This window comes from Mesorhizobium waitakense, assembly GCF_056431085.1.
Genome location: NZ_JBWKME010000013.1, coordinates 125,673 through 147,624, shown reverse-complemented (window position 1 = coordinate 147,624; position 21,952 = coordinate 125,673). Strand labels below are relative to the sequence as shown.

General features: G+C 62.9%; 19 protein-coding genes. 5 read left to right on the top strand and 14 right to left on the bottom strand.

Annotated elements, in window-relative coordinates:
- Positions 1-16: 16 nt before the first annotated feature.
- The 9 genes from AC07FD_RS02005 to AC07FD_RS01965 all read right to left on the bottom strand — a co-directional run bounded on the left by AC07FD_RS02005 (position 17) and on the right by AC07FD_RS01965 (position 10,222).
- Positions 17-1,084 carry an ABC transporter ATP-binding protein gene (locus AC07FD_RS02005; RefSeq protein ID WP_478348427.1) on the bottom strand — a complete coding sequence of 356 codons (1,068 nt, stop codon included), beginning with the start codon at positions 1,082-1,084 and terminating at the stop codon, positions 17-19.
- Between the two features lie 4 nt (positions 1,085-1,088).
- Positions 1,089-1,937, bottom strand: coding sequence for a carbohydrate ABC transporter permease (locus AC07FD_RS02000; protein ID WP_478348426.1), 849 nt, complete (start codon positions 1,935-1,937; stop codon positions 1,089-1,091).
- Positions 1,937-2,860, bottom strand: a complete 924-nt coding sequence (locus AC07FD_RS01995) for a carbohydrate ABC transporter permease (protein WP_478348425.1) — start codon at positions 2,858-2,860, stop codon at positions 1,937-1,939. Before AC07FD_RS01995 ends, AC07FD_RS02000 begins: the two co-directional genes overlap by 1 nt.
- Positions 2,861-3,040: 180 nt before the next feature.
- Positions 3,041-4,318, bottom strand: coding sequence for an ABC transporter substrate-binding protein (locus AC07FD_RS01990; protein ID WP_478348424.1), 1,278 nt, complete (start codon positions 4,316-4,318; stop codon positions 3,041-3,043).
- Positions 4,319-4,347: 29 nt separating this feature from the next.
- Positions 4,348-5,535, bottom strand: a complete 1,188-nt coding sequence (locus AC07FD_RS01985; protein ID WP_478348423.1) for a PLP-dependent transferase — start codon at positions 5,533-5,535, stop codon at positions 4,348-4,350.
- On the bottom strand, positions 5,532-6,266 hold the full coding sequence (locus tag AC07FD_RS01980; RefSeq protein ID WP_478348422.1) for a FadR/GntR family transcriptional regulator: 735 nt from the start codon (positions 6,264-6,266) through the stop codon (positions 5,532-5,534). Before AC07FD_RS01980 ends, AC07FD_RS01985 begins: the two co-directional genes overlap by 4 nt.
- A gap of 137 nt (positions 6,267-6,403) precedes the next feature.
- Positions 6,404-7,882: an FAD-dependent monooxygenase gene (locus tag AC07FD_RS01975; protein ID WP_478348494.1), complete on the bottom strand. Its 1,479-nt coding sequence runs from the start codon at positions 7,880-7,882 to the stop codon at positions 6,404-6,406.
- A gap of 561 nt (positions 7,883-8,443) precedes the next feature.
- Complete coding sequence (locus tag AC07FD_RS01970) at positions 8,444-9,817, bottom strand: PleD family two-component system response regulator (RefSeq protein WP_095087929.1); 1,374 nt, start codon at positions 9,815-9,817, stop codon at positions 8,444-8,446.
- A 33-nt stretch (positions 9,818-9,850) separates the two neighbouring features.
- Complete coding sequence (locus AC07FD_RS01965; protein WP_095088146.1) at positions 9,851-10,222, bottom strand: response regulator; 372 nt, start codon at positions 10,220-10,222, stop codon at positions 9,851-9,853.
- 225 nt (positions 10,223-10,447) lie between these two features.
- Between AC07FD_RS01965 and AC07FD_RS01960 the strand changes: the two genes are divergently transcribed.
- On the top strand, positions 10,448-10,747 hold the full coding sequence (locus tag AC07FD_RS01960; protein ID WP_095087927.1) for a DUF3572 domain-containing protein: 300 nt from the start codon (positions 10,448-10,450) through the stop codon (positions 10,745-10,747).
- Positions 10,744-11,397 carry a hypothetical protein gene (locus AC07FD_RS01955; protein ID WP_478348421.1) on the top strand — a complete coding sequence of 218 codons (654 nt, stop codon included), beginning with the start codon at positions 10,744-10,746 and terminating at the stop codon, positions 11,395-11,397. Before AC07FD_RS01960 ends, AC07FD_RS01955 begins: the two co-directional genes overlap by 4 nt.
- Positions 11,398-11,471: 74 nt before the next feature.
- Here AC07FD_RS01955 and AC07FD_RS01950 read toward each other — a convergent pair whose 3' ends face one another.
- Together AC07FD_RS01950 and AC07FD_RS01945 are read right to left on the bottom strand one after the other, a co-directional pair.
- Positions 11,472-12,998: a hypothetical protein gene (locus AC07FD_RS01950; protein WP_478348420.1), complete on the bottom strand. Its 1,527-nt coding sequence runs from the start codon at positions 12,996-12,998 to the stop codon at positions 11,472-11,474.
- Between the two features lie 202 nt (positions 12,999-13,200).
- Positions 13,201-13,776, bottom strand: a complete 576-nt coding sequence (locus tag AC07FD_RS01945; protein ID WP_477303800.1) for a GNAT family N-acetyltransferase — start codon at positions 13,774-13,776, stop codon at positions 13,201-13,203.
- A gap of 65 nt (positions 13,777-13,841) precedes the next feature.
- On the opposite strand from AC07FD_RS01945, the gene AC07FD_RS01940 reads away from it, so the two are divergent.
- On the top strand, positions 13,842-15,170 hold the full coding sequence (locus tag AC07FD_RS01940; RefSeq protein ID WP_478348419.1) for a DNA polymerase IV: 1,329 nt from the start codon (positions 13,842-13,844) through the stop codon (positions 15,168-15,170).
- A 154-nt stretch (positions 15,171-15,324) separates the two neighbouring features.
- Here AC07FD_RS01940 and AC07FD_RS01935 read toward each other — a convergent pair whose 3' ends face one another.
- Positions 15,325-15,831, bottom strand: a complete 507-nt coding sequence (locus tag AC07FD_RS01935; RefSeq protein ID WP_478348418.1) for a hypothetical protein — start codon at positions 15,829-15,831, stop codon at positions 15,325-15,327.
- A gap of 199 nt (positions 15,832-16,030) precedes the next feature.
- Between AC07FD_RS01935 and AC07FD_RS01930 the strand changes: the two genes are divergently transcribed.
- Both AC07FD_RS01930 and AC07FD_RS01925 read left to right on the top strand, forming a co-directional pair.
- On the top strand, positions 16,031-16,912 hold the full coding sequence (locus tag AC07FD_RS01930; protein WP_478348417.1) for a DMT family transporter: 882 nt from the start codon (positions 16,031-16,033) through the stop codon (positions 16,910-16,912).
- Between the two features lie 131 nt (positions 16,913-17,043).
- A complete protein-coding gene (locus AC07FD_RS01925) occupies positions 17,044-17,511 on the top strand; it encodes a hypothetical protein (RefSeq protein ID WP_478348416.1) in 468 nt (155 codons plus the stop codon).
- Between the two features lie 43 nt (positions 17,512-17,554).
- On the opposite strand, the gene AC07FD_RS01920 is transcribed toward AC07FD_RS01925, so the two are convergent.
- Positions 17,555-18,343: a potassium channel family protein gene (locus AC07FD_RS01920; RefSeq protein WP_478348415.1), complete on the bottom strand. Its 789-nt coding sequence runs from the start codon at positions 18,341-18,343 to the stop codon at positions 17,555-17,557.
- Positions 18,344-18,395: 52 nt separating this feature from the next.
- Entirely contained in the window at positions 18,396-21,890 is a 3,495-nt protein-coding gene (gene dnaE, locus AC07FD_RS01915; RefSeq protein ID WP_478348493.1) for a DNA polymerase III subunit alpha, read from the bottom strand.
- Positions 21,891-21,952 lie beyond the last annotated feature (62 nt).

Genomic DNA, 21,952 nt, shown 5'->3' with positions numbered 1-21,952 from the left:
AGCAGCAGGCGCCGGTTTAGCCAACGCGATCACCGCTTTTCGGATCGAACAGATGCAGTAGTGCCGGGTCGGCCGACAGCCGTACCACATCGCCGGGCTTCACGCCGGCGCGGCCCATGGCGAAGACACAAAGCTGCTGGCCAGCCAGCTTGACGTAGAACTGCGTCGAAAGCCCGAGCGGCTCCACCACCCCCACCTCGCCCTGCAATTCGCCGTCAGCGGCCAGCCTGATGTGCTCGGGCCGCAGGCCGACGGTGATGACGTCACCGTCCTTCAGCGCCAGGCCATCCGGCAGGCGCAACGCCTGGCCGTCGGCCAGCATGGCTTCCGACGTGCCCCCCTTTCGCGCCGTCGCCGGTAGGAAATTCATACCCGGTGAGCCGATGAAGCCGGCGACGAACATGTTGGCCGGCCGGTCATAGAGATCCAGCGGCGCGCCGACCTGCTGGATCAGCCCGTCATGCATGACGACGATCCTGTCGGCCATGGTCATGGCCTCGATCTGGTCGTGGGTGACGTAGACCGAAGTGGTCTTCAACTGCTGGTGCAGCGCCTTGATCTCGGCACGCATATGGACGCGCAGCTTGGCGTCGAGGTTCGACAGCGGCTCATCGAACAGAAACACCTTGGGATCGCGCACGATGGCGCGGCCCATGGCGACGCGCTGGCGCTGGCCTCCGGACAACTGCCGCGGCAGGCGCTGCAGGAAAGTGTCGAGCCCGAGCCGCTTGGCCGCACCGTCCACCCGCGCGTCGATCGCCGGCTTCTCGGCCTTGCGCAGCATCAGGCTGAAACCCATGTTCTTCGATACGTCCATATGCGGATAGAGCGCGTAGGACTGGAACACCATGGCGATGTCGCGGTCCTTCGGTGCGACGTCGTTGACCAGCCGCTCGCCGATGCGGATCTCGCCGCCGGAAGCCTCCTCCAACCCGGCGATCATGCGCAAAAGCGTGGACTTGCCACAGCCTGACGGACCGACCAGGACGACGAACTCGCCATCGGCGATTTCAAGGTCGACCGCGTGCAGGACACGGACAGTGCCATAATCCTTGCGGACCTTATCGAGCGTAACAGAGGCCATCGATCTATCCTTTGACGGCGCCGGCGGTCAGGCCGGTGACGAGATAGCGTTGCAGGAAAGCGAAGAAGATGCAGACCGGGATCAGCGCCAGGATCGACGCCGCCATCATCTGCCCCCAGTCGACGGCGAATTTGCCGATGAAGGTGAGCAGGCCGACCGCGAAGGTCTTCTGGTCGTCGCTGGAAATCAGCATCAGCGCGAACAGAAGCTCACTCCAGGCCGCGGTGAAGACGAAGCCGAGCGTCGCGCCCATGCCCGGCAGCGTCAGCGGCACGATCACCTTGCGCATCGCCTGCGCGCGCGTACAGCCGTCGATCATCGCCGCTTCTTCCAGGTCCTTCGGGATGCCGTCGAAGAAGGATTGCATCAGGAAGGTGGCAAAGGCGGTGTTGAAGGCGGTGTAAATGATGATCAGCCCGGTCAGGCTGTTGATCAGGCCGATCTGCCCCATGACGCGGTAGATCGGCGGAATGACCATCACCAGCGGGAAAGTCTGGGTCAAAAGCAGCATCAGCGCCAATGCCGCCTTGCCGCGAAAGGTGAAGCGCGACATGGCGTAACCGGCGAGCGTGGCGACGACCGTCACCAGTGCCGCCGTCGACACCGAGACGATGACGCTGTTGAGGAAATAGCGTGGGAAATCGGTGGCCTCGAGCACGGTGACGAAGTTCTGCAATGTCATCTGCGAGGGCCAGAAGGTGATGCCTTCGGAATAGAGAAGCCGCTCCGGCGTGACCGAGATCTTCAGCGTCCAGTAGATCGGGAACAGCGCAAAGGTCACGTAAGCCGCGACGGCGGCGTAGAGGCCGATGCCGCCGAAGAAGCGCTGCGAGGCTGAGCGTCCTGCGATCATCAGACGTGCCTCACCAGGGAGCGGCGGATGCCTATCAGTGCGATCGCATAGGCAATGAGCAGGACGAGCAGCAGCACGGCCACCGCCGAGGCATAGCCCTTGTCCAGCGACTTGAAGGCGCTGACATAGATGTAGACCGGCACCGTGTTGGTCGAGCCTGCCGGTCCGCCCTCGGTCATGACGAAGATGAGGTCGGCGAAGGTGGCGATCCAGATGGTGCGCAGCATCACCGTGATGGCAATGGTCGGCGCCAGGAACGGTAGCGTCACTTTGGTGAAGCGCTGCCAGGGCGAAGCGCCGTCGATCGCCGCCGCCTCATGCAATTCCGATGGAATGGATTTCAGCGCCGCCAGCAGCGTGATGGCGAAGAATGGAATGCCGAACCAGATATTGGCGACGATCGGTCCCCACATGGCGGTCGAGGGATCGGACAGAACATTGGTCGGTTCGGCCTTCAGCCCCGATGCATACAGCCAGTGCGGCAATGGGCCGATGATCGGATTGAACAGCCATGCCCAGGTCAGGCCTGACAGGAAGGACGGCACCGCCCAGGGCAGGAACACCAGGGCCTGCACCACCTTGCGGCCCGGGAATGGCTTGTCGAGCAGCAGCGCCAGGCCGAGACCGAGGAAGAACTGGAAGAACAGGCTGGCGACGGTCCACCACAGCGTGTTGACCAGCGCCTGCCCGAGCACCGGGTCCGACAGCATCGCCCGATACTGTGCGAGCCCGACATATTCCGACTTGAAAGCCGAGAACTTGCGGAAGGAGTAGCTGATGCCGATGACCAGCGGCACCAGAAGCACCACGACCAGAAGGATGATCGCCGGGCTGAGATAGAGCCAGGGCTCGATGGCGGCGTGCGATCGCCACTTGCGACGCGGCTTGCCGGCGGATCGTATTTCGGACACGGCATAGGTCATTGGGGGCTCTACGGTGAAAGGTGGATCCCGGCGTCGGCGACAGCGTCCTTCTCCCCGTTTCACGGGGAGAAGATGCCGGCAGGCAGATGAGGGGCTGCGCAAACCTTCAAACGATGGCGCCGCCCCTAATCCGTCACTTCGTGACACCTTCTCCCCGTGGTCGGGGAGAAGGGAACAACACTACTTCTTGTTCTTCGCCAGCCAGTCCTGCTGTTCCTTGGTCAGGAAGGCAGCCCATTGGTCGGCGACGTCCTTGGCCGTCTTCTGGCCAAGCAGCACTTCCTGGAAATTCTTGATCGCCACCTGGTCGACGAAATTGCCGAGGTTCTCCAGATGCGTCGGTGGCGTCACCATTTCATACTTGGAGGTGTCGCTCAGCTCCGTGAACCAGCCCTTGAACTGCTCGGTCTTGAAATGGGGATCCTGGTCGGCACCATTGTGGATCGGGACGACGCCAACCTCCTTGGCCCATTCCAGATTGTCCTTGGGCGACAGCAGCGTCGCCATCAGCTTCCAGGCGTCGTCCTTGTGTTGCGAGTTGGCGAACATCGCCCAGCCGGCATAGCCAAGCGTCGGATAAGACTTGCCGCTCGGCCCGACCGGCAATGGCGCCACCGCGAAGTCGTCGGCACTCATCTTGTCGGCGATGCCGAGCAGTGCGTCCGGATCCTGGTTGAGCATGGCGCAGGTACCGGAATAGAAGCCGGTGACCGTCTCGTTGAAGCCCCAGCTCACCGCATCCTTTGGCGCCAGCCCGTTCTTGTACATGTCGGCCAGCATCTGCAGACCCTTGACCGAGCCTTCGTCGTTGATGGTCGAGGTGCCATCCTCGTTGAAGTAGCCGCCCTTGCCGGCGGCGATATTCATGAACATGTGCATGCCGTTGAAGGCACCCGGACCGCCGCGCAGGCAGTAGCCGTATTTGCCGGGAAGTGCCGAGATCTTCTTGGAGTCGGCGACGAAATCGTCGAGCGTCGCCGGCGGGCCGTCGAGGCCGGCTTCCTTGAACAGCTTCTTGTTCCAGAACAGCGCGTTCACGTAGTAGCCGTACGGGATCATGAACTGCGTGTTGTTGACGGTCGAGCCGAACTGCTTGGCGCGCTCGCCGAGCGTCTTGGCGTCGTCCCACTTGGCCATGTAGGGGCCGAGATCCTCGAGTTGGGCATTGTTGGCATAGAGGCCCATCCAGCGTTCCGGCATCTCGACCACGTCGGGCGTGTCGCCGGCCTGAACCATGGTCAGGAATTTTTCGAAGGCCTGGCCCCAGGGCAGCGAGATCAGCTCGACCTTGACGCCGGGATTGGCGGTTTCGAATTCGGCGATCTGTTTCTTCAGGAATTCGGTGCGCGGCGGGCTGGTGATGACTTCGACCATCTTGAGGGTCGAATCGGCCACAGCATTTCCGGCGGAAATCGCCAGCCCCGCAACGGTGGCAAGCATGACGGTCAGTTTTTTCATGTTCAAGACTCCCATTTTGAACCCGCTTGTTATTTTCTGGCTTTTTCGAAGGCTTGGGCGACGTCCGCCCACAGGTCTTCGACATTCTCCAATCCGACATTGAAGCGGATGGTTCGGGGGCTGACGCCGAAGCGCGCCATCGAATTCAGGCCCGGCGTCTGCTCGAGCGATGCCTTGGCAGGTACGACCAGGCTCTCATGCCCGCCCCAGCTGACGCCGATGCGGAAATAGTTGAGCGCGTCGACGAAGACGGGAATGTCGATATCGTCCGTCACCTCGAAGGAGAACAGCCCGGCATAGCCGGCCAGCGTCGCCTTGCCCGGATGGTTCGAATAGGCCGGATGGTTGACGCGTTCGACATTGGCATGCGCCTTCAGCCGCTCGGCGAGGGTCAGGCCGCTCTTCATATGGTGCGGCAGGCGCAGCGGCAGCGTGCGCAGGCCGCGCAGCAGCAGCCAGGCCTCGAACGGCGACAGCTTGCCACCGAGATAGGAATAGGTCTGCTCGTTGATATGCTTGATATGGGCGGCAGATCCGGCCACGACGCCGGCCACGGTGTCGCTGTGGCCACCGAGATATTTCGAGGCCGAGTGCAGTACCAGGTCGACGCCGTGCGTGATCGGCTTCTGGAACACCGGCGTCGCCCAGGAATTATCGATGCTGGTGATGATGCCCTGCTCCTTGGCCAACCGCGTCAGATGCGCGATGTCCTGCAGCTCGAACATCATCGAGGTCGGGCTTTCCAGGTAGAGCAGCTTGGCGCCGGGAAGTGCCGCGGCGACCGCGTCAGGGTCGGAGCCATCGACGTAGTCGACCTTGATGTTGAGACGCGGCAAGAGCCGCTCGAACAGCCGGTAGGCATCGCCGTAGCAATTGCGCACCGCCACGATGCGCTCGCCGGCACCGACGAAAGCAAGCACCGTGGCGCTGATCGCGGCCATGCCGCTGGAAAAGCCGCGAGCGGCCTCAGCGCCCTCGAGCGCCGCTACCCGCGCCTCGAACTCCATCACCGTCGGATTGTCGCCGCGCGAATAGATCGGCTGCTTTCGTTTGCCGGCGAAGGTGTCGGCCATCTCGGCATAGTTGGCAAAGGTGAACAGCGAGGTCTGGTAGATCGGCGGCACCACCGCGCCGCCCGGAAATGGCTCGTCATGCGCCAGCAGCGTTGCCGCCTCGGCGAGATAATCGTGGTCGAAACCGGATGGCTGCTCGTTCATGTCTGGCTCGAAAGTTTGAGTTTGGCCGCACCGCGCTTCAGATCGTCCTCGACGGTGGCGATCAGCTTGAGCGCCTCGGCGCGGGCGCCTTCCGGGTCGCGCGCGGCGATGCATTCGTAGATGGTGCGGTGATAGGGAAAGCTGGCATGGCCGAAGTCGCGCACGCCGAGCGGATGCTCCCAAAAGCGATGGAACAACTCGTGCATGGCGGCGATGATCTGCTCGAACAGCGGATTGCCGGAGACCCGGTAGATCGCCTGGTGGAACTCCCAGTCCTCTTCCGACGACATGCCGTCGCGCGTGCGAAACGCCTGCTCCATGATGTCGAGCTTGCGCGCGATCTCGGCAATGTCGGTCTGGCTTGCACGCTCGGCACAGAGTGCGGCGGCCTCCGCTTCCAGCGCGCGGCGGATTTCCAGCGTCTGCATCAGGCTGGTGAAATCGTTGCCCCCCGCCAGCGTCAGCGGCATATGCAGCATGTCGGGTGAAACGGCCGCCTTGAGATAGGTTCCGCTGCCTTGCCGGCGCTCGACCAGACCGAGCCCTTCCCAGCGCGTCAGCGCCTCACGGACCGTGTTGCGGCTGACCTTCAGCCGTTCGGCCAGAATACGCTCTGTTGGAAGTCGCTCGCCGGGCTGCAAGGCTTCGGCGCGAACAAACCCAACCAACGCCTTCAGCACGGCGTCATCGCGCGCCGTCGTCTGAATGGGTGGCAGGCTGTTCTGGTCCACGCTCTCTCCAAGTGGTCCAATGGTCCAACCAATTTCTGCATGGATAAAAGCTCCTGTCAATCGGTTGTCAGCAGTCCGCGCCGCCACAAGCGGCGACGCGATGCATTCAGGAGGTATTTCGGGAGGTTGCGCCTACTTCATTGTGACTGGGGCGCCACGGCAGGCGGTCCGAACCAGGCGGTCAGCGCCTCGGCAAGCCCAAGACGGGTTCCGTCCCCTACCCAGGCCACGTAGCCGTCGGGCCGGATCAACACGGCGCTCGGTGCGGCGATGGGACCGAGCACCGGAAGCTCCCATGGTCCGGAATATGTGGCGTCGATCTGCTGGACCCGATCTGCCCACGGTGTCATGTCGAAGCCGGCTGGCTGACCGAAGTTGAGCATGACCGGCCTGGCATGGTGCAGCAGGGCAAAGACCCGCAGTGGGCCGTTGGCAGTGAGCAGGTCGAGGTCGGGCATCCGCCGGCCGAGCAGAGGATGCCCCTCGCCGAGATTGTAGTGAACGCCCAGACCGGACATCTCGCCGGCCATTCGTCTGCGCGGTTCGTCCATCCCGAGCAGTTCGGCAACGATGTCGCCCATGGCCTTGCCACGGTCGTCCGTTCGCCGTAGCGCAACCTGTGCCATCGTGTTCTGCAAGACACGGGCGGCGACCGGGTGGCGCTCAGCCTGGTAGGTATCGAGGAGGCTCTCCGGTGAGATCCGCTTGACCACCTGCGCCAGCTTCCAGCCGAGGTTCACCGCATCCTGTACGCCGATGTTGAGGCCCTGCCCGCCCATCGGGGGATGGATGTGCGCGGCATCGCCCGCCAGCAAGACGCGTCCGTCGCGGTAGGTCGCGGCTTGCCTTGTCATATCGGTGAAGCGCGAGAGCCACGTCGGACTGTGGACACCAAAGTCGGTCCCATAGATGGCAACCAGCGCCTCGCTGAGATCGCGAAGCGTGGGCTCTCCGCCGGTCTCCAGTCGCGGTTCTGTCAGCACGACGCCGACTGTCCCACCCTGCGCGGTCTTGCCCAAAGCGTGGATACCGGAGTCCGTGTTCCGAAAGCCCAATGGCGGCTCCTCAGACATCTCGACCTCGGCGATCATCCAACTCATCGTCGGATCCCATCCGGCGAATTCGATGCCGGCCGCTTTTCGGATGATGCTTCGCCCTCCGTCACAGCCCACCAGATAACGTGTCTTCATACGTTGGCCATCGTCCAACTCGATGACGACCCCGCTGTTGTCTTGCGCGAACGCCGCAACCTCCTGCCCGCGATAGATCGGCACTTTCAACTCGTCGACCCAACCGGCCAAAATGCGTTCAATTTGGTTTTGACGCAGCCCGAGCAGGCAGTTGTGCCGCGTTGGAAAGTCGCTGATGTCCAGCCGGATCATGTGGAAGCCCACGACCTGAAAGCGTTGTCCTTGCGACAAAAACCGGTCGGCGATCCCACGCTGATCCAGAACTTCGATCGTGCGAGCATGCAGGCCGCCCGCACGCAAGCCAACAAGCTCCTGGTTGGGACGCCGCTCGACAATGGCAACGTCGACACCCGCCAGCGCGAGTTCAGCTGCCAGCATCAACCCTGTCGGGCCACCTCCGGCAATCACCACCGCATGATCGGTCATTACAGCCATTATCGCACTCTCCGTTCCGTACCCTTGGGTTAGGCCGACGGTTTTACGGGAGGAGCCGGGTCTTGCCGCAAGCCCCTTGTGCGCCATATGTATGAACTGGAGAGGTACTCCTCCCTTCTGATGCCAGCCACGAACACAGCCTCTCGCGCAATGACAGTGCGCGCCATATGGCTATTGCCGCTGATCCAAGAGAACGGGATCCGGATTTTCCACACGCAAAAAGCAGAGTCATCCGTGCCTTGGCACGGAGCTCCGATGTTCTGTTTGGAGAAGGGGGCCGGTCGGCGTTTGGCAGCGGTACGAGGAGGCCACTATGCGCCAGCGCCGGCCGGCCGACCCCACGGACCCAGGAGATGCGGCGGACCTGAGCATCATGGGGTATTTCTAGGGATCGAGCCGGCTGACTACCCTCGTGCCGGCTTCGTCTTGGCCTGCACATTTGCGCAAGAGCTTATCAAAATCAACCATTTCTTAACCAAGGCTCGCGAATCGCTTGGATTAAGGTAAACGGGTAACCCTATCGGGTTGACTGGATAATCGGGCCTTAGGGGGCTACGCCGCCTTGGCGACGACGCGGTTGCGGCCACCGCTCTTGGCTTCATAGAGTGCCAGGTCGGCGCGTTTCATCAGCGCCGCCACCGTATCCACCCCCTTCAGCACCGACGACACGCCGACGCTGACGGTGACCTCGATCGTCTTGCCGTCCGGGCCGATGGCAAAAGGCGCCTGGGCAATTTCGGCGCGAATGCGTTCGGCCACCTTTTCGGCAACCGTTCCATCTGTGTCCGGCATAACCACGACGAACTCCTCGCCGCCAAAGCGGCAGGCAAGGTCGATGCCGCGAACATTCTTGCGCAACCGTCGCGCGAATTCCCGCAACACCTCGTCGCCGCCGTCATGGCCGTGCGCGTCGTTGATCGACTTGAAACGGTCGAGGTCGGTGATCATCACCGACAGTGGCCGCCGCCGCGCCACGGCGCGATCGAACAGCGTCTGCAGATGGCTGTCGAGGTAGCGGCGGTTGTGCAGCCCGGTCAGCCCGTCGGTCACCGCCATTTCGATGGTTTGGGTGACGCTGGCGCGCAGCTGGTCGTTGTAGCGCTTGCGGCGCACCTGAGTGCGCAGCCGCGCTGTCAGTTCTTGCTGGTCGATCGGCCGCATCAGATAGTCGTTGATGCCGAGCTCCAGGCCACGAATTATGCGCTCGTCCTCGCCCGCCTCCGCCAGCAGGATGATCGGAACGAAACGGGTGCGGTCGAGCGAGCGCAACTGCGAACAGAGCCGGAGCGGATCGAAATCCGCAAAGGCCGTAGAGATCATCACGCATTCGTAGGGCGTCTCGGCGGCCTGGAAGAAGCCGGCATGCGGATCGCTGGTGACGTCGAGGTCGGCACGGTCGCGCAGCATCTTCTGGATGCGCTCGACCGAGGATTTGCGCTCGTCGATCAAAAGCACTTTCGGCGTCGTGTCCTCGGAGGCGAAATTGCGGCTCAGCAATTCTTCGATACCAATGTTGCGCGTCGTCGAGGCGCGCAGCCGCAACTCGTCGGTCAGCGACTTCAGCCGGACCAGGCTCTTGACGCGCGTCATCAGTTGCAGGTCGTTGACCGGTTTGGTCAGGAAATCATCGGCGCCGGCTTCGAGCCCGCGCACGCGGTCGGAAACCTGGTCGAGCGCGGTGATCATCACCACGGGAATGTGCGACGTCGCCGGGTCGCTCTTCAGCCGCCGGCAGACTTCGAACCCGTCCATGTCGGGCATCATCACATCGAGCAGCACAACATCGACCTTGCCATTCTCGCAGGTCTCGATGGCGTCCGGCCCGTTGGTGGCGGTCAACACCTCGAAATATTCGGCCAGCAGCCGGACCTCCAGCAGCCGCACATTGGCAGGGATGTCGTCGACGACGAGGATCCGTGCAGTCATGTCACAAGGCTCCGGCTTGGCTGGAAGGGCGCATCACGCATCGCCCAAATAGGATTTGATGGTTTCGATGAAACGCGGCACCGAGATCGGCTTGGAGATATAGGCTTCGCAGCCACCCTGGCGGATGCGTTCCTCGTCGCCTTTCATCGCGAAGGCGGTCACCGCGATGACCGGGATGACGTGCAGCTCGTCATCCTCCTTCAGCCATTTGGTCACCTCCAGCCCCGACACTTCAGGCAACTGGATATCCATCAGGATGAGATCCGGCCGGTGCTTGCGCGCCAGATCGAGCGCTTCCAGGCCGTTGCGGGTGCGCACGGTCTCGTAACCACTTGCTTCGATGAGGTCCCGAAAGAGCTTCATGTTGAGCTCATTGTCCTCGACGATCATGACCTTCTTCGGCATCGATATCCCGTCCCGGCCGTCCTTCCGCTCGAAGGCGCCCGTCATGCGCCCATCTGAAAGACGCACCAAACCCTGCTTCACTCTACGGCAATATCATTGACGAAACGGAAATCCGTGGGGCAAAAAGCTGTCTGGATTCCACCTCGGGCGCCGCTCTAATGGCTTGCCGCAAGCATCTCTTGCCATTACTGCGGGAGAGACTCATTCCACACGCCGAAGGTAGTGATGGCAAACGCAGCGTCAATGCGCGAAGAAGCGGAATCGATTGCGGTGAAGGCCCTGGGCTTCGTCGCCTCCGATCCGGAGCTGTTGCCGCGCTTTCTGGCAATCACCGGCATCGAGGCACATTCGATCCGCAAAGCTGCCGGCGAACCTGGATTCCTGGCTGGCGTCCTGCAGTTCATTCTCGCACACGAGCCGACGCTGATGCGCTTTGCCGAGGAAACCGGCACGCCGCCGGCAGCTGTCGGCAAGGCCTTGCGGGCGCTGCCGCTGGGCGACGACAACCATGAGCATTCCATATGAGCGATGATCCCGAGACCGCCCGCCAGATCGAGGAACTGGCGGCGGACGACCGCCCGCTGCTGGTGCTCGATGTCGACGACGTGGTGCTCGAATTCATCCGCCCGTTCCCGAATTTCCTCACGGCGCGTGGTTTCGGCCTGACGCTGGCCTCTTTCCGGCTGACCGGAAACATTGCCGAGACGGCGAGCGGTCGGCTGATCGAACAGCCCGAAGTCACAGCACTTCTGGGCGATTTCTTCGATGCCCAGGCAGACTGGCAGAGCATCACCGACGGTGCCGCGGATGCCCTGGCGGGACTGGGCGATCGCGCCGAGATCATCCTGCTGACGGCCATGCCGCACAAGCACCGTGCCGTGCGTCGCGCCCATCTCGATGCACTCGGGCTGAGCTACCCGCTCCTGACCACTGAAATGGCCAAGGGACCGGCAGTGGCCAGGCTTCGCGGCAAGACCGGCCGGCCGGTGGTTTTCGTCGACGATCAGCCGCACAATCTGGCGTCGGTGCGGGCATCCGTTGCCGATGCCGGCCTGTTCCATCTGATGGCTGACAACTCGCTGCGCGCATTCCTGCCGCCGGTGCCGGACGACATCATCGTCGTCCAGGACTGGCACGAAGCCGCGCCGAAGATTGCGAACGCGCTGGGGCTCTAACGCAATTCCAGGAAAAAGTGTGAAGCGGTTTTCCGTCCGGAATTGCGTCAAAACAAAGAGATAAAGGCCAGCCCTCAGGGGTTCAGCTTCGCTCCCGCCCCGCCGCTGTCGTCCCCACTGTCGTCGCCGCTGTCATCGACACTGTCATCCACGGCCGGATCGGCCGGCTTGACCATGACGCCGTTGACCATGACCGAACCGTCGGCCTTGGCGTTGACGACCCATTCGATGCGTCCATCGGGCAGCGTCTTGCCAAAACCTTTCACCATGAGAGCCACGGGTACGTACTGCGCCACCTCCGGCTCCGACTTTGCCGCCGTCTGCAGGCCCTCGACGAGCTTGTCGAAGCCAGTGACGTCGACCGTCAAGCTTGCCTCCGGCTTCTCGTGGGGGAAGGTCATTTCGCCTTCCAGGGCGATCTCCGTATCCTTGTTCTTCACGGTGCTGTGGCCGATCACGACCTTCGGCGTCTTGGCCATGAAGTCGGCTTTGAGCTGGTCGCCGAAATCAGCCGACAGCGGCGGATTCTTATTGAGATCAAAGGCTTCGATCGCCTTCTTCGCCATGCTGTCGAGATCGATATTGGCGCCGCCGAAGTTCAGGTCGAGATCGGTGGGCAACAGCCCCACGCTCCAGCTCGGCAGAAGCTGTTGCGGCACGGTGAGCCCCGAAGCCTTGATGGCGTAGTTGATCTTGCCGTTCTGGGCGACGCCATCGGACCCGAATGCAGTGCTGAGCTGCGTCGCGCCGAAATTGCCGACCGGGCTTTCCACCGTGAAACCCTTGAAGCCGTAGGTTCCCTCGACATGCTCCCAAACGGGCAAGGCGGCGAGCAGAAGCCATTTGAGTTGCGCCTGGTTTGCCTTCAGCGTCGCCTCGTCTTCATTGGCCACGGCAAATGCCAGGAGATCGAGCAGCGGCTTTGTCCGCACCCCCTTGCCGCTGGCCTCGACCGACAGCTCCGGCGATTTGACGTTGACCGGGAATTTCAGCCCGCTTTCAGGATCGTCGAAATTGATCGTTTCGACGAAATCAGACACCTTTTGCGAGGTTGTGAAATCGACGCCGCCGGTCGCGGACCTGGTCGCGGCGATCGTTGCAGTGCCGGCGCCGGTGCTCGCTTCCATATGCTGTTTGGCATCCTTCGATGCCATCGTCATACCGGCCATCGAGCTGCTGCCGCTGGTGAAGGCCGCCAGATTGGAGTCGTAGACCCCGGAACCCATGCCCTCCTTGATCGAAAACTGCGTGCTTTGCAGACCCTCGGGCCCGTTGAACTCGAAAGAGGCGCTCTGCGAAAAATCCATCGAGACATCCCAGGATCCGTCGCTGCGCGGCTTGACCATCAGGGCATAGGGCGCAACGTCGACTTTCAGCAGCTTTTGATCGGGCAGTGATCCGGCAAGCGCCTTGAAATCAAACAAGATCTTGTAGGCATCGCCTTCCAGCGACACCTTCAGAATGCCTTTGTCGAGCGCCTGTTTGCCGACATAGCGGGCCAGGTCTTCGGACAATTGCTTCGCACCCTGACTGTCGACGGTCTGGCCGAAAGCAGGCGCGCTCAACGCAAGAAGAAAAACGAATGGCAGGGCACGGTTCACGCGAATTCTCCGTTTGACCTAATAGTGCCCAAAAGCGCGCAGCGGTTTGGGACAACGACATGCATAAAACAAAAGCCCAAAGCGCGTCGACTGAATCCGTTTCCGTGCAACGCGTCTTGGAAGGAACGCCTCGTTCGTCTGGTATGAAATTACCGCCACAACCGCAAGGTGAGATACAACGCCGCCAAGGCGCAAAAGCTGATTATAGCACAAGCCGCATCAACGGCCGGCCGGCCTTGCGCTCGACCAGCCGCTCGAAACCAGCCTTCTCGAACACCCGCGACGAGCCGACGAACAGGCCGATCGAACGAGAATCCCGGGACAGGTCTATCGGGCAGGCCTCGACCAGCCGGGCGCCGTTGCTGCGGGCAAAATCGATACCGCCTTCGACCAGGCGATGCGTGATGCCCCTGCCGCGCGCCTTGGTGCGGATGAAGAAGCAGGAGATCGCCCATACGGCCGGATCCATGGCGTCGGCGGCATCGACTGGTGCCGACCCCCTGCCCTGATTGTTCCATTCGGGCACGTCGGCGCGTGGACCGATCTGCATCCAGCCGACCGCCTTGCCGTCTTCGAATGCCAGCAGGCCTGGAGGCGGACCGGCTTCGATGCGCGCCTTGATGTGGTCCTTGTTGCGTTCCCGGCTGCTCTCACGCCGTATCGCCGGCGCCAGCCGGAAATGTGTGCACCAGCAGCCGTAGCAGGCGCCCTGCTTGCCGAAGAGGTCCTCGAAATCCGCCCAGAGTTCGGGCGCCAGCGGCGCTATGGTCGTGCTCATGCGTTCTCCCCAGGCCAGCCTTGTCGCAGGCCTTGCACTGTCGTACCATTGCTTCTGTTCTCTTTATGTTCGCAGCGATGGCGGCCCCTGTCAACAATCCCGATCACGGTTTTTGCCGCGACTGCCTGACGTTTCAGCGCAGCCAGACGCGTCGCTGCGAGCGCTGCGGCAGCCCCCGGCTGGCCCGCCATCCCGAGCTTTACCGGCTGCATCTGGCCCATATCGATTGCGACGCCTTCTATGCTGCGATCGAAAAACGCGACAATCCGGCGCTCAAGGACAAGCCGCTGATCATCGGCGGCGGCAAACGTGGCGTCGTCTCCACCGCTTGCTACATCGCCCGCATCCAGGGCGTGCGCTCGGCAATGCCGATGTTCAAGGCGCTCGAAGCCTGTCCCGAGGCGGTCGTCATCAGCCCCAACATGGAAAAATACGTGCGCGTCGGCCGCGAGGTGCGCGCCATGATGCAGGCGCTGACGCCGCTGGTCGAGCCTCTCTCGATCGACGAGGCATTTCTCGACCTCGCCGGCACCGAACGTCTCCACGGCCTACCGCCGGCAGTGGTGCTGGCGCGCTTCGCGCTTGCGGTCGAGAAGGAGATCGGCATCACCGTTTCAGCCGGCCTGTCCTACTGCAAGTTCCTCGCCAAGATAGCGTCCGATTTCCGCAAGCCGCGCGGCTTCTCGGTCATCGGCGAGGCCGAGGCGGTCGGCTTCCTGGCAGCCCAGCCGGTAACGATGATCTGGGGTGTCGGCAAGGCGTTCAACGCCACGCTGGAACGCGATGGCATCCGCACCATCGGTCAGCTGCAGCAGATGGATCGTGGCGACCTGATGCGCCGCTACGGCACGATGGGCGACCGGCTCTACCGCCTTTCGCGCGGCGAGGACGTCCGCCGCGTCGATCCGGACCAGGACGCCAAGAGCGTATCGGCCGAAACCACATTCGACACCGACATCGCTTCGCTAGACGAGCTTGTCGCGGTGCTGAGGGGGCTTTCGGAAAAGGTCTCGGCACGGCTGAAGAAATCCGGCATCGCCGGGCGCACCGTGGTGCTGAAGCTCAAGACCCAGGATTTCAAGCTGCGCACGCGCAACCGCCAGCTCGGCGACCCGACCCGGCTCGCCGATCGCATCTTTCAGACCGGGGTGGAACTTCTGCGCAAGGAAACCGACGGCACGAAATATCGGCTGCTCGGTATCGGCGTCAGCGACCTCTCGGACGACGACAAGGCCGACCCGCCCGACCTGGTAGACGTCCAGTCGCGCAAACGCGCCATGGCCGAAAGCGCCATCGATGCCCTGCGCGACAAGTTCGGTCGCAGGGCGGTGGAGACCGGCTATACATTCGGCAAGGGCCGCGACGCCCACCCGCCCGAGCCGATCGAGGACTGACCCTGCTTGTTGGGTTTGTTGAGATTCACGTCAGGCCGAGCCGAGAATGTTGGCTTCCGAGAACCGGAGCGGTGCGTACTTAAAGCACCTGAGCGCCGTAAGCGCAGGAGATCACCGTTCGCAGGCCGGCCTCACCTGAATATCGGCACGCTCGTCAGGTGCGCTGCAGATCGATCCTGCTCGTCACCACGCTCTTGCCGGTTTTCGGGTCGGTGTCGGTGACGGTCAGCCGCATGCCGTTCTCGCCTCGTTTCTCGACCTTCATCTGCGCCTTTCGATCACCGTTGACCGCCTTGGCCCAGCGGATGCCGAGATTGATCGCGTTGCCCGAGCGGCTGCCGTTGAGCTGTGCCGGCCCTGAACGAGAGCCGACATAGGTGCCGCTGTACTTCGCACCGCTGGATTTCAGGTCCGCGCTGATGGCGCGCGTCACCACAACCAGCCCGCGGCAATTGCCGTCCAGCGACAGCGACGTCGACGTGGCGTTGGACTTGAACGTGCAGGACACGTTCACCGTCGGTGCCTCGGTGGTGACCTTGACGATACCCTTGCCGGCGAAATTGCCCTGGAACGACTGAAGAAATTTCCCTTCGTCGGCATGTGCCGCGCCAGCCGCAGCCAACAGACAGCCAGCAAGCGCGAATTGCGCGAATGATCTCATCGAAGCTCTCCTTGTCGATCTTGAAAAGGCAGCACAGTCCCAACGCAAAGTGCGCGGAATATCGGGACTCAACGCCCCTTGCCGTATCAGGTTCCGCCCGCAACATGACTGACTTGCAACATCCAGCCATCGCGACTGGCCCAGAAGAATGCGGCTTCTAGCGATTGCGGCAAAGGCCCCGGCCTGCGACATAGCCGGCATGGTACCCACCCCCTCCATCCCCAAGGCCGCGTTCTGGATGGCGCTGTCGATCGTCTCGTTCCTGGCGATGTCGGTCGCCGGCCGCGCCACGACAGCCGAGCTCAATGTCTTCCAGGTGCTGGAACTGCGCTCGGTGATCGGCTTTTTCATTCTCCTGCCGCTGGTGGTGATGAGCGGCGGCTTTGCAGCCATGCGCACGCGGCGCCCCATCGCTCATATTGCCCGCAACGTCGTCCACTATACCGGCCAGGCGGCTTGGCTCTACGCGCTGACGCTGATCCCGCTGGCGGTGTTGATCTCGATCGAATTCACCACACCGATCTGGACGGCAATCCTGGCGGTGACTTTTCTTGGCGAAAGGCTCTCCCGGCCCAGGCTTGCAGCGATCGTGCTGGGGCTGATCGGCGTCGTGATCATCGTGCGCCCCGGCGTCGGCGCCGTCGATCCCGGTCATCTTGTCGTGCTCGGTGCCGCCGTCTGTTTCGGCATATCGCTGGTGCTGGTCAAGTCGCTGACGCGCACGGACAGCGTCGTGCGCATCATCTTCTGGATGCTGATCATTCAGTCGGCACTCGGCCTCGTGCCGGCGCTCTACGAGTGGCGCAACCCGCCGCTCGAGCTGTGGCCCTGGATCCTGCTGATCGCCTTCACCGGCATGTCGTCGCATTTCTGCATGGCCCGTGCGCTTGCCTATGCCGACGCCACCGTCATTTCGCCGATGGATTTCCTGCGCGTGCCGCTGTCGGCACTGATCGGCTGGCTGCTCTATCAGGAACAGATCGACGCCTTCACCGCCGGTGGCGCACTGCTGATCCTGATGGGCAATCTGCTCAATCTGCAGCGAAAAGCGCCACAACCGGTGAAGATCGCCGCGTCCTAGACCCTGATCCAGTCCGGGGGAGATTGAGTCTACGAGAATTTCGTGCCCTGATCCGACGTTGCCGCCTTGTAGCTGGGGCGGCGGGATGAGACGCTCCTGGAAACAGAGAGCAAGCGTGAGATGGTGCAACGATGCCTCTTGTGATCGTCGCTGTTTTACTGATGTCGACGCTGGTAGCCACCGGCAAGGCGGAAGCCGAAGCGGGAACGCACCTTCTCGAGTCGGGTGGCCCTATGGCTTCCTCCTATGGCCCGACGATCGTGGCCGACTATTCCGCGTCCATGGCGCATTATCGAACAAGCCTGCGCGCGCATTCCGGGACCGGTGGCCTTGTCGGCGATTTCGTTTCCTCGCTGCGCATTCCCTGGACTTGGCGTTCCGACGATGGAAGCACGGTTCGGCGCCTGGGCAACAGCCTGTTCTTGCTCACCGAGGGCGATTGCCTGAGCCGAATGTGCCGCGAGATACCTTGCAAACAGACGGAGTGGCCCGTGTTCGACTGCCGCGATGGTCACAAGCGCAAGATGGCGGCTCCCGGCCTGACCGGCATCAGCTTCGGCGGCGTCAACTACAGCCAGATAGGTGGCCCGCAGTTCTGAGCGGATAGCATCCTTACTCCAGCGGGATGGGTCCTCCAGCCCGTCAATTGCCGTCGTCGGGTATGTTGAGGAGATGGCCGCAGGCCTTGCAGTGGACGGCGTCGGGCTCGTGCCGCTGCAGCCCGCACTGCGGACAGGGAAAGAATACCTTGTGGGGACGGAACAGCGCCTGCGCCAACCTCACGAACAGCGAAATGCCGATGATCATGGTGGCGATCGCGGTCAGCTTGCCGGCCATGCCCGGCAGGACAATGTCGCCGAAGCCTGTCGTCGTCACTGTAGCGACGGTGAAATAAAGAGCATCGATATAGTTTTCGAGCCCCGTCCCGGTGCGGAAGAAGAACGTGTAGACGAAACCGGTGATGACGAACAGGAAGGTCAAGAGGTTGATGACCGCCTGGCTCGCCTCGCGCCAAGGCCGCAGTCCGCGCATCTCGAAATGCCGCCACAGCGACCCGCTGCGCGACAGTGACCAAAGCCGCAGGATGCGCAGGAAACCGAGATTGGCGAGCGCCGTCGGCATCAGTAGCGTCAAGAGGATGAAGGCATCGACCCATGATGTCGGCTGCTTCATCAGCCGAAACATGTCGTTGGACGCCAGCAGGCGGGCGGCCATGTCGGCAGCAACCAGCGCGGCCACCGCATAGTCGAGCCAGAGGAATGACGGCTTGTCCTGAAGAACCGGCGTCGCGATGAAGAAGGCAATGATGGCGAGGTCGATGACGACAGCCACCAGCTGGAAGCGGAAAGCCGCCGGGGTGCGTCCGTGATAGAGCCTGCGCAGCCTGTCGCGCAGCCGCGCGATTGTTGAGCTGTCTTCTGCCGCTTTCATGACGATCGCGGCGGCGTTCGCGACACCTGCCGCCAGCCCGCACGAGCGGAGGTCACACCAGTTCCACTTCGACCACGCCCGGCACGGCGCGCATCGCCGAGGCGATCTGCGGCGAGATCCGGTAGCGATTGGGCAGCTCGATCTCGATTTCCCCCTCGCCATCTTCCTTGATCAGCACGAAGCTGACCTGGCCTTCGCCCCTCACTGAAAGCTGGCCGGCCAGCGTGCCGATCGGCGCCGCATTGCGTACGAAAATGCGCAACGCCTTCTGGATGCGGCTTGCCTCGTCCTCCAGCGACTGCACCGAGTTGATGCGCAAATTGACGCCCTCCGGCCTATCCTCGGCAGCAACGGTGATGACGACGGAGCGGCCGGGCTCGAGCAGGTCGCGATACTGCGCCAATCCTTCGGAAAACAGCACGGCTTCATACTGGCCGGACGTGTCGGAAAACGCGACGACGCCCATCTTGTTGCCGGTGCGCGTCTTGCGCTCCTGCTTGGAGGTGACCGTGCCGGCCAGCCGTCCGGCGGCCGCCCCGCGCTTGACGGCCGCCGAAAACTCGGCCCAGTTCTGCACCCGCATCTTCTGCAAGGCGGCCTTATACTCGTCGAGCGGATGGGCGGAGAGGTAGAAGCCGACCACCTGGAATTCACGGTGCAGCCGGTCGGCGGCAAGCCATGGGTCGGTCGCCGGCAGATTGAGCGCCTGCGACTGGGCGCCGAGCGAGGCGCCGAAGATATCGTGCTGGCCGGAGACCGCGTTCTGCTGCGCCAGCGATGCCAGCCCCATCATGCGCTCGACGCCCGCCATCATCGCAGCGCGGTCGTGGCCGAAGCAATCGAGCGCGCCGGCCATGATGAGGCTTTCGAACACGCGCTTGCCGACAATCTTGGGATCGACCCTTTCGCAGAAATCGGCGAGGTTCTTGAATGGCTTTTCGCCGCGCTGGGCAACGATATGCTCGACCCCCGCGTCGCCGACACCTTTCAGCGCGGCCAGCGAATAGTAGATACGGTTCTCGCCGACCTCGAAAGCGCGGAAGCTTGATATCACCGACGGAGCCAATACCTCGATGCCAAGGCGCAGCGCGTCCTGGCGGAAATCGGCGAGCTTGTCGGTGTTGCCCATATCGAGCGTCATCGATGCCGCGAGGAACTCGACCGGATAGTGCGCCTTGAGATAGGCAGTCTGGTACGAAACCACCGCGTAGGCGGCGGCGTGCGACTTGTTGAAACCATAGTCGGCGAACTTGGCCAGCAGGTCGAAAATGAAGTCGGCTTGCGGCTTGCCGACGCCGCGTTCGACCGCGCCCGAGACGAAGCGCTCGCGCTGCTTGTCCATCTCGGCGCGGATCTTCTTGCCCATCGCGCGGCGCAGCAGATCGGCTTCGCCGAGCGAATAGCCGGCAAGCTCCTGCGCGATCTGCATCACCTGTTCCTGGTAGACGATGACGCCTTGGGTCTCCTTCACCAGGTGGTCGATCTTGGGATGGATCGACGCCATCTCCTCTTCGCCATGCTTTCTGGCGTTGTAGGTCGGGATGTTCTCCATCGGTCCCGGCCGGTACAGCGCGACCAGGGCGATGATGTCCTCAATGCAGTCGGGCCGCATGCCGATCAGCGCCTTGCGCATGCCGGCACTTTCCACCTGGAACACGCCGACCACCTCGCCGCGCGACAGCATGGCGTAGGTCTCGGGATCGTCGAGCGGGATCGTCGCCAGGTCGATCTCGATGCCGCGCCGGCGGATCAGCTTGACCGCCGTTTCGAGCACCGTCAGCGTCTTGAGGCCGAGGAAGTCGAACTTCACCAGCCCGGCCTGCTCGACATATTTCATGTTGAACTGGGTGACCGGCATGTCCGAGCGCGGATCGCGGTACATCGGCACCAGTTCCGACAGCGGGCGGTCGCCGATGACGATGCCGGCGGCGTGCGTCGAGGCGTGGCGGTAGAGGCCCTCCAGCTTCTGCGCCATGTCGAGCAGCGTCTGGACGATCGGCTCCCGCTCGGCCTCTTCGGCAAAGCGCGGCTCGTTGGCAATGGCGTCGGCGAGCTTGACCGGGTTGGCCGGGTTCTGCGGCACCATCTTGGAAAGCTTGTCGACCTGGCCGTAGGGCATCTGCAGCACGCGGCCGACGTCGCGCAGCACGGCGCGCGCCTGCAGCGTACCGAAGGTGATGATCTGGCCGACCTGGTCGCGACCGTATTTCTGCTGGACGTAGCGGATCACCTCCTCGCGGCGATCTTGGCAGAAGTCGATGTCGAAGTCGGGCATCGATACGCGATCGGGGTTGAGGAAGCGTTCGAACAGCAGGGAGAAACGCAGGGGATCGATGTCGGTGATGGTCGTCGAATAGGCAACCAGCGAGCCGGCGCCCGACCCGCGGCCCGGCCCGACCGGAATGCCTTGCGCTTTTGCCCATTTGATGAAGTCGGCAACGATCAGGAAGTAACCGGGGAACTTCATCTTGGTGATGATGCCAAGCTCGAAATTCAACCGCTCGCGATATTGCTCGACCGTGTAGCCAGGGGTCGGCCCGTGCGCAGCCAGCCGCGCGTCGAGCCCCTCATGCGCCTGGCGGGCCAGTTCGTCGGCTTCAGCCTGCACGGCGGCGTCATTGTCGGCGACATCGCCGCCAGTGAAGCGTGGCAGGATCGGGTTGCGGTTCTTCGGATAGTAGGAACAGCGCAGCGCGATCTCGACCGTGTTGTCGATCGCCTCCGGCAGGTCGGCGAACAGCCTTGCCATGTCGGCCTGGCTGCGCAGGAAATTGTCTGGCGACAGCCGCCGGCGATTGTCTGCGGCGACGACCGAGCCCTCGGCGATGGCGATCAGCGCGTCATGCGCGTCATAGTCGTCGCGCGCGGAGAAGAAGGCCTCGTTGGTGGCGACCAGCGGCAATTCATGGGCATAGGCGAGATCGATCGAAGATTTCTCGATCACGCGATCATAACCGGAAACCCGGTCCAGTTCGACATAGAGCCGGTCGCCGAACATCGTCTTCAGGGTCAGGAGCCGTGCCTCGGCAAGATCGCGGCGGTCTTCCTTGAGCGCAAAGCCGACCGGGCCGCGCGGCCCGCCGCTGAGGCAGATCAACCCGTCGCAATAGCCCTCCATCATTTCGGTGGTCAGGTGCACCGCCTCGCCTGGCGGCGTCTCGAGATAGACGCGGCTGACCAACCTCACCAGATTGGCGTAGCCGCCCTCGGTCGCCGCGATCAGGACCACCGGCCGCATATCCGGACCTTGCCGCCTGCGGTCGCGCTGGCCATCGCTGTTCTCGCCGGAAAAGGCGACCGCGATCTGGCAGCCGATGATCGGCTGGATCCCGTCCTTCACCGCCTTCTGCGCGAATTCGAGCGCGCCGAACAGATTGTTGGTGTCGGTGACGGCAATCGCCGGGGCCTCGTCCTTGACCGCGTGGGCCACCACCTTGCCGATCTGCAAGGCGCCTTCAAGCAGCGAATAGGCCGAATGCACGCGCAGATGTACGAACGGCCGCGCAGGCGCCTCCGGCCGCGCAGCCGCTATCGCGGCTTCGCGCATCAGGGGATCGCGGGGAAGTCTGTCATCTGCCATGGTTTTTCGCGCTGCCCAAAGGACTTGAG

Coding starts and splice junctions, on each gene's coding strand:
- AC07FD_RS02005 (WP_478348427.1), bottom strand. CDS start 1,084: ATGGCCTCTGTTACGCTCGATAAGGTCCGCAAGGATTATGGCACTGTC.
- AC07FD_RS02000 (WP_478348426.1), bottom strand. CDS start 1,937: ATGATCGCAGGACGCTCAGCCTCGCAGCGCTTCTTCGGCGGCATCGGC.
- AC07FD_RS01995 (WP_478348425.1), bottom strand. CDS start 2,860: ATGACCTATGCCGTGTCCGAAATACGATCCGCCGGCAAGCCGCGTCGC.
- AC07FD_RS01990 (WP_478348424.1), bottom strand. CDS start 4,318: ATGAAAAAACTGACCGTCATGCTTGCCACCGTTGCGGGGCTGGCGATT.
- AC07FD_RS01985 (WP_478348423.1), bottom strand. CDS start 5,535: ATGAACGAGCAGCCATCCGGTTTCGACCACGATTATCTCGCCGAGGCG.
- AC07FD_RS01975 (WP_478348494.1), bottom strand. CDS start 7,882: ATGACCGATCATGCGGTGGTGATTGCCGGAGGTGGCCCGACAGGGTTG.
- AC07FD_RS01970 (WP_095087929.1), bottom strand. CDS start 9,817: ATGACTGCACGGATCCTCGTCGTCGACGACATCCCTGCCAATGTGCGG.
- AC07FD_RS01965 (WP_095088146.1), bottom strand. CDS start 10,222: ATGCCGAAGAAGGTCATGATCGTCGAGGACAATGAGCTCAACATGAAG.
- AC07FD_RS01960 (WP_095087927.1), top strand. CDS start 10,448: ATGGCAAACGCAGCGTCAATGCGCGAAGAAGCGGAATCGATTGCGGTG.
- AC07FD_RS01955 (WP_478348421.1), top strand. CDS start 10,744: ATGAGCGATGATCCCGAGACCGCCCGCCAGATCGAGGAACTGGCGGCG.
- AC07FD_RS01945 (WP_477303800.1), bottom strand. CDS start 13,776: ATGAGCACGACCATAGCGCCGCTGGCGCCCGAACTCTGGGCGGATTTC.
- AC07FD_RS01940 (WP_478348419.1), top strand. CDS start 13,842: ATGTTCGCAGCGATGGCGGCCCCTGTCAACAATCCCGATCACGGTTTT.
- AC07FD_RS01935 (WP_478348418.1), bottom strand. CDS start 15,831: ATGAGATCATTCGCGCAATTCGCGCTTGCTGGCTGTCTGTTGGCTGCG.
- AC07FD_RS01930 (WP_478348417.1), top strand. CDS start 16,031: ATGGTACCCACCCCCTCCATCCCCAAGGCCGCGTTCTGGATGGCGCTG.
- AC07FD_RS01925 (WP_478348416.1), top strand. CDS start 17,044: ATGCCTCTTGTGATCGTCGCTGTTTTACTGATGTCGACGCTGGTAGCC.
- AC07FD_RS01920 (WP_478348415.1), bottom strand. CDS start 18,343: ATGAAAGCGGCAGAAGACAGCTCAACAATCGCGCGGCTGCGCGACAGG.
- dnaE (WP_478348493.1), bottom strand. CDS start 21,890: ATGCGCGAAGCCGCGATAGCGGCTGCGCGGCCGGAGGCGCCTGCGCGG.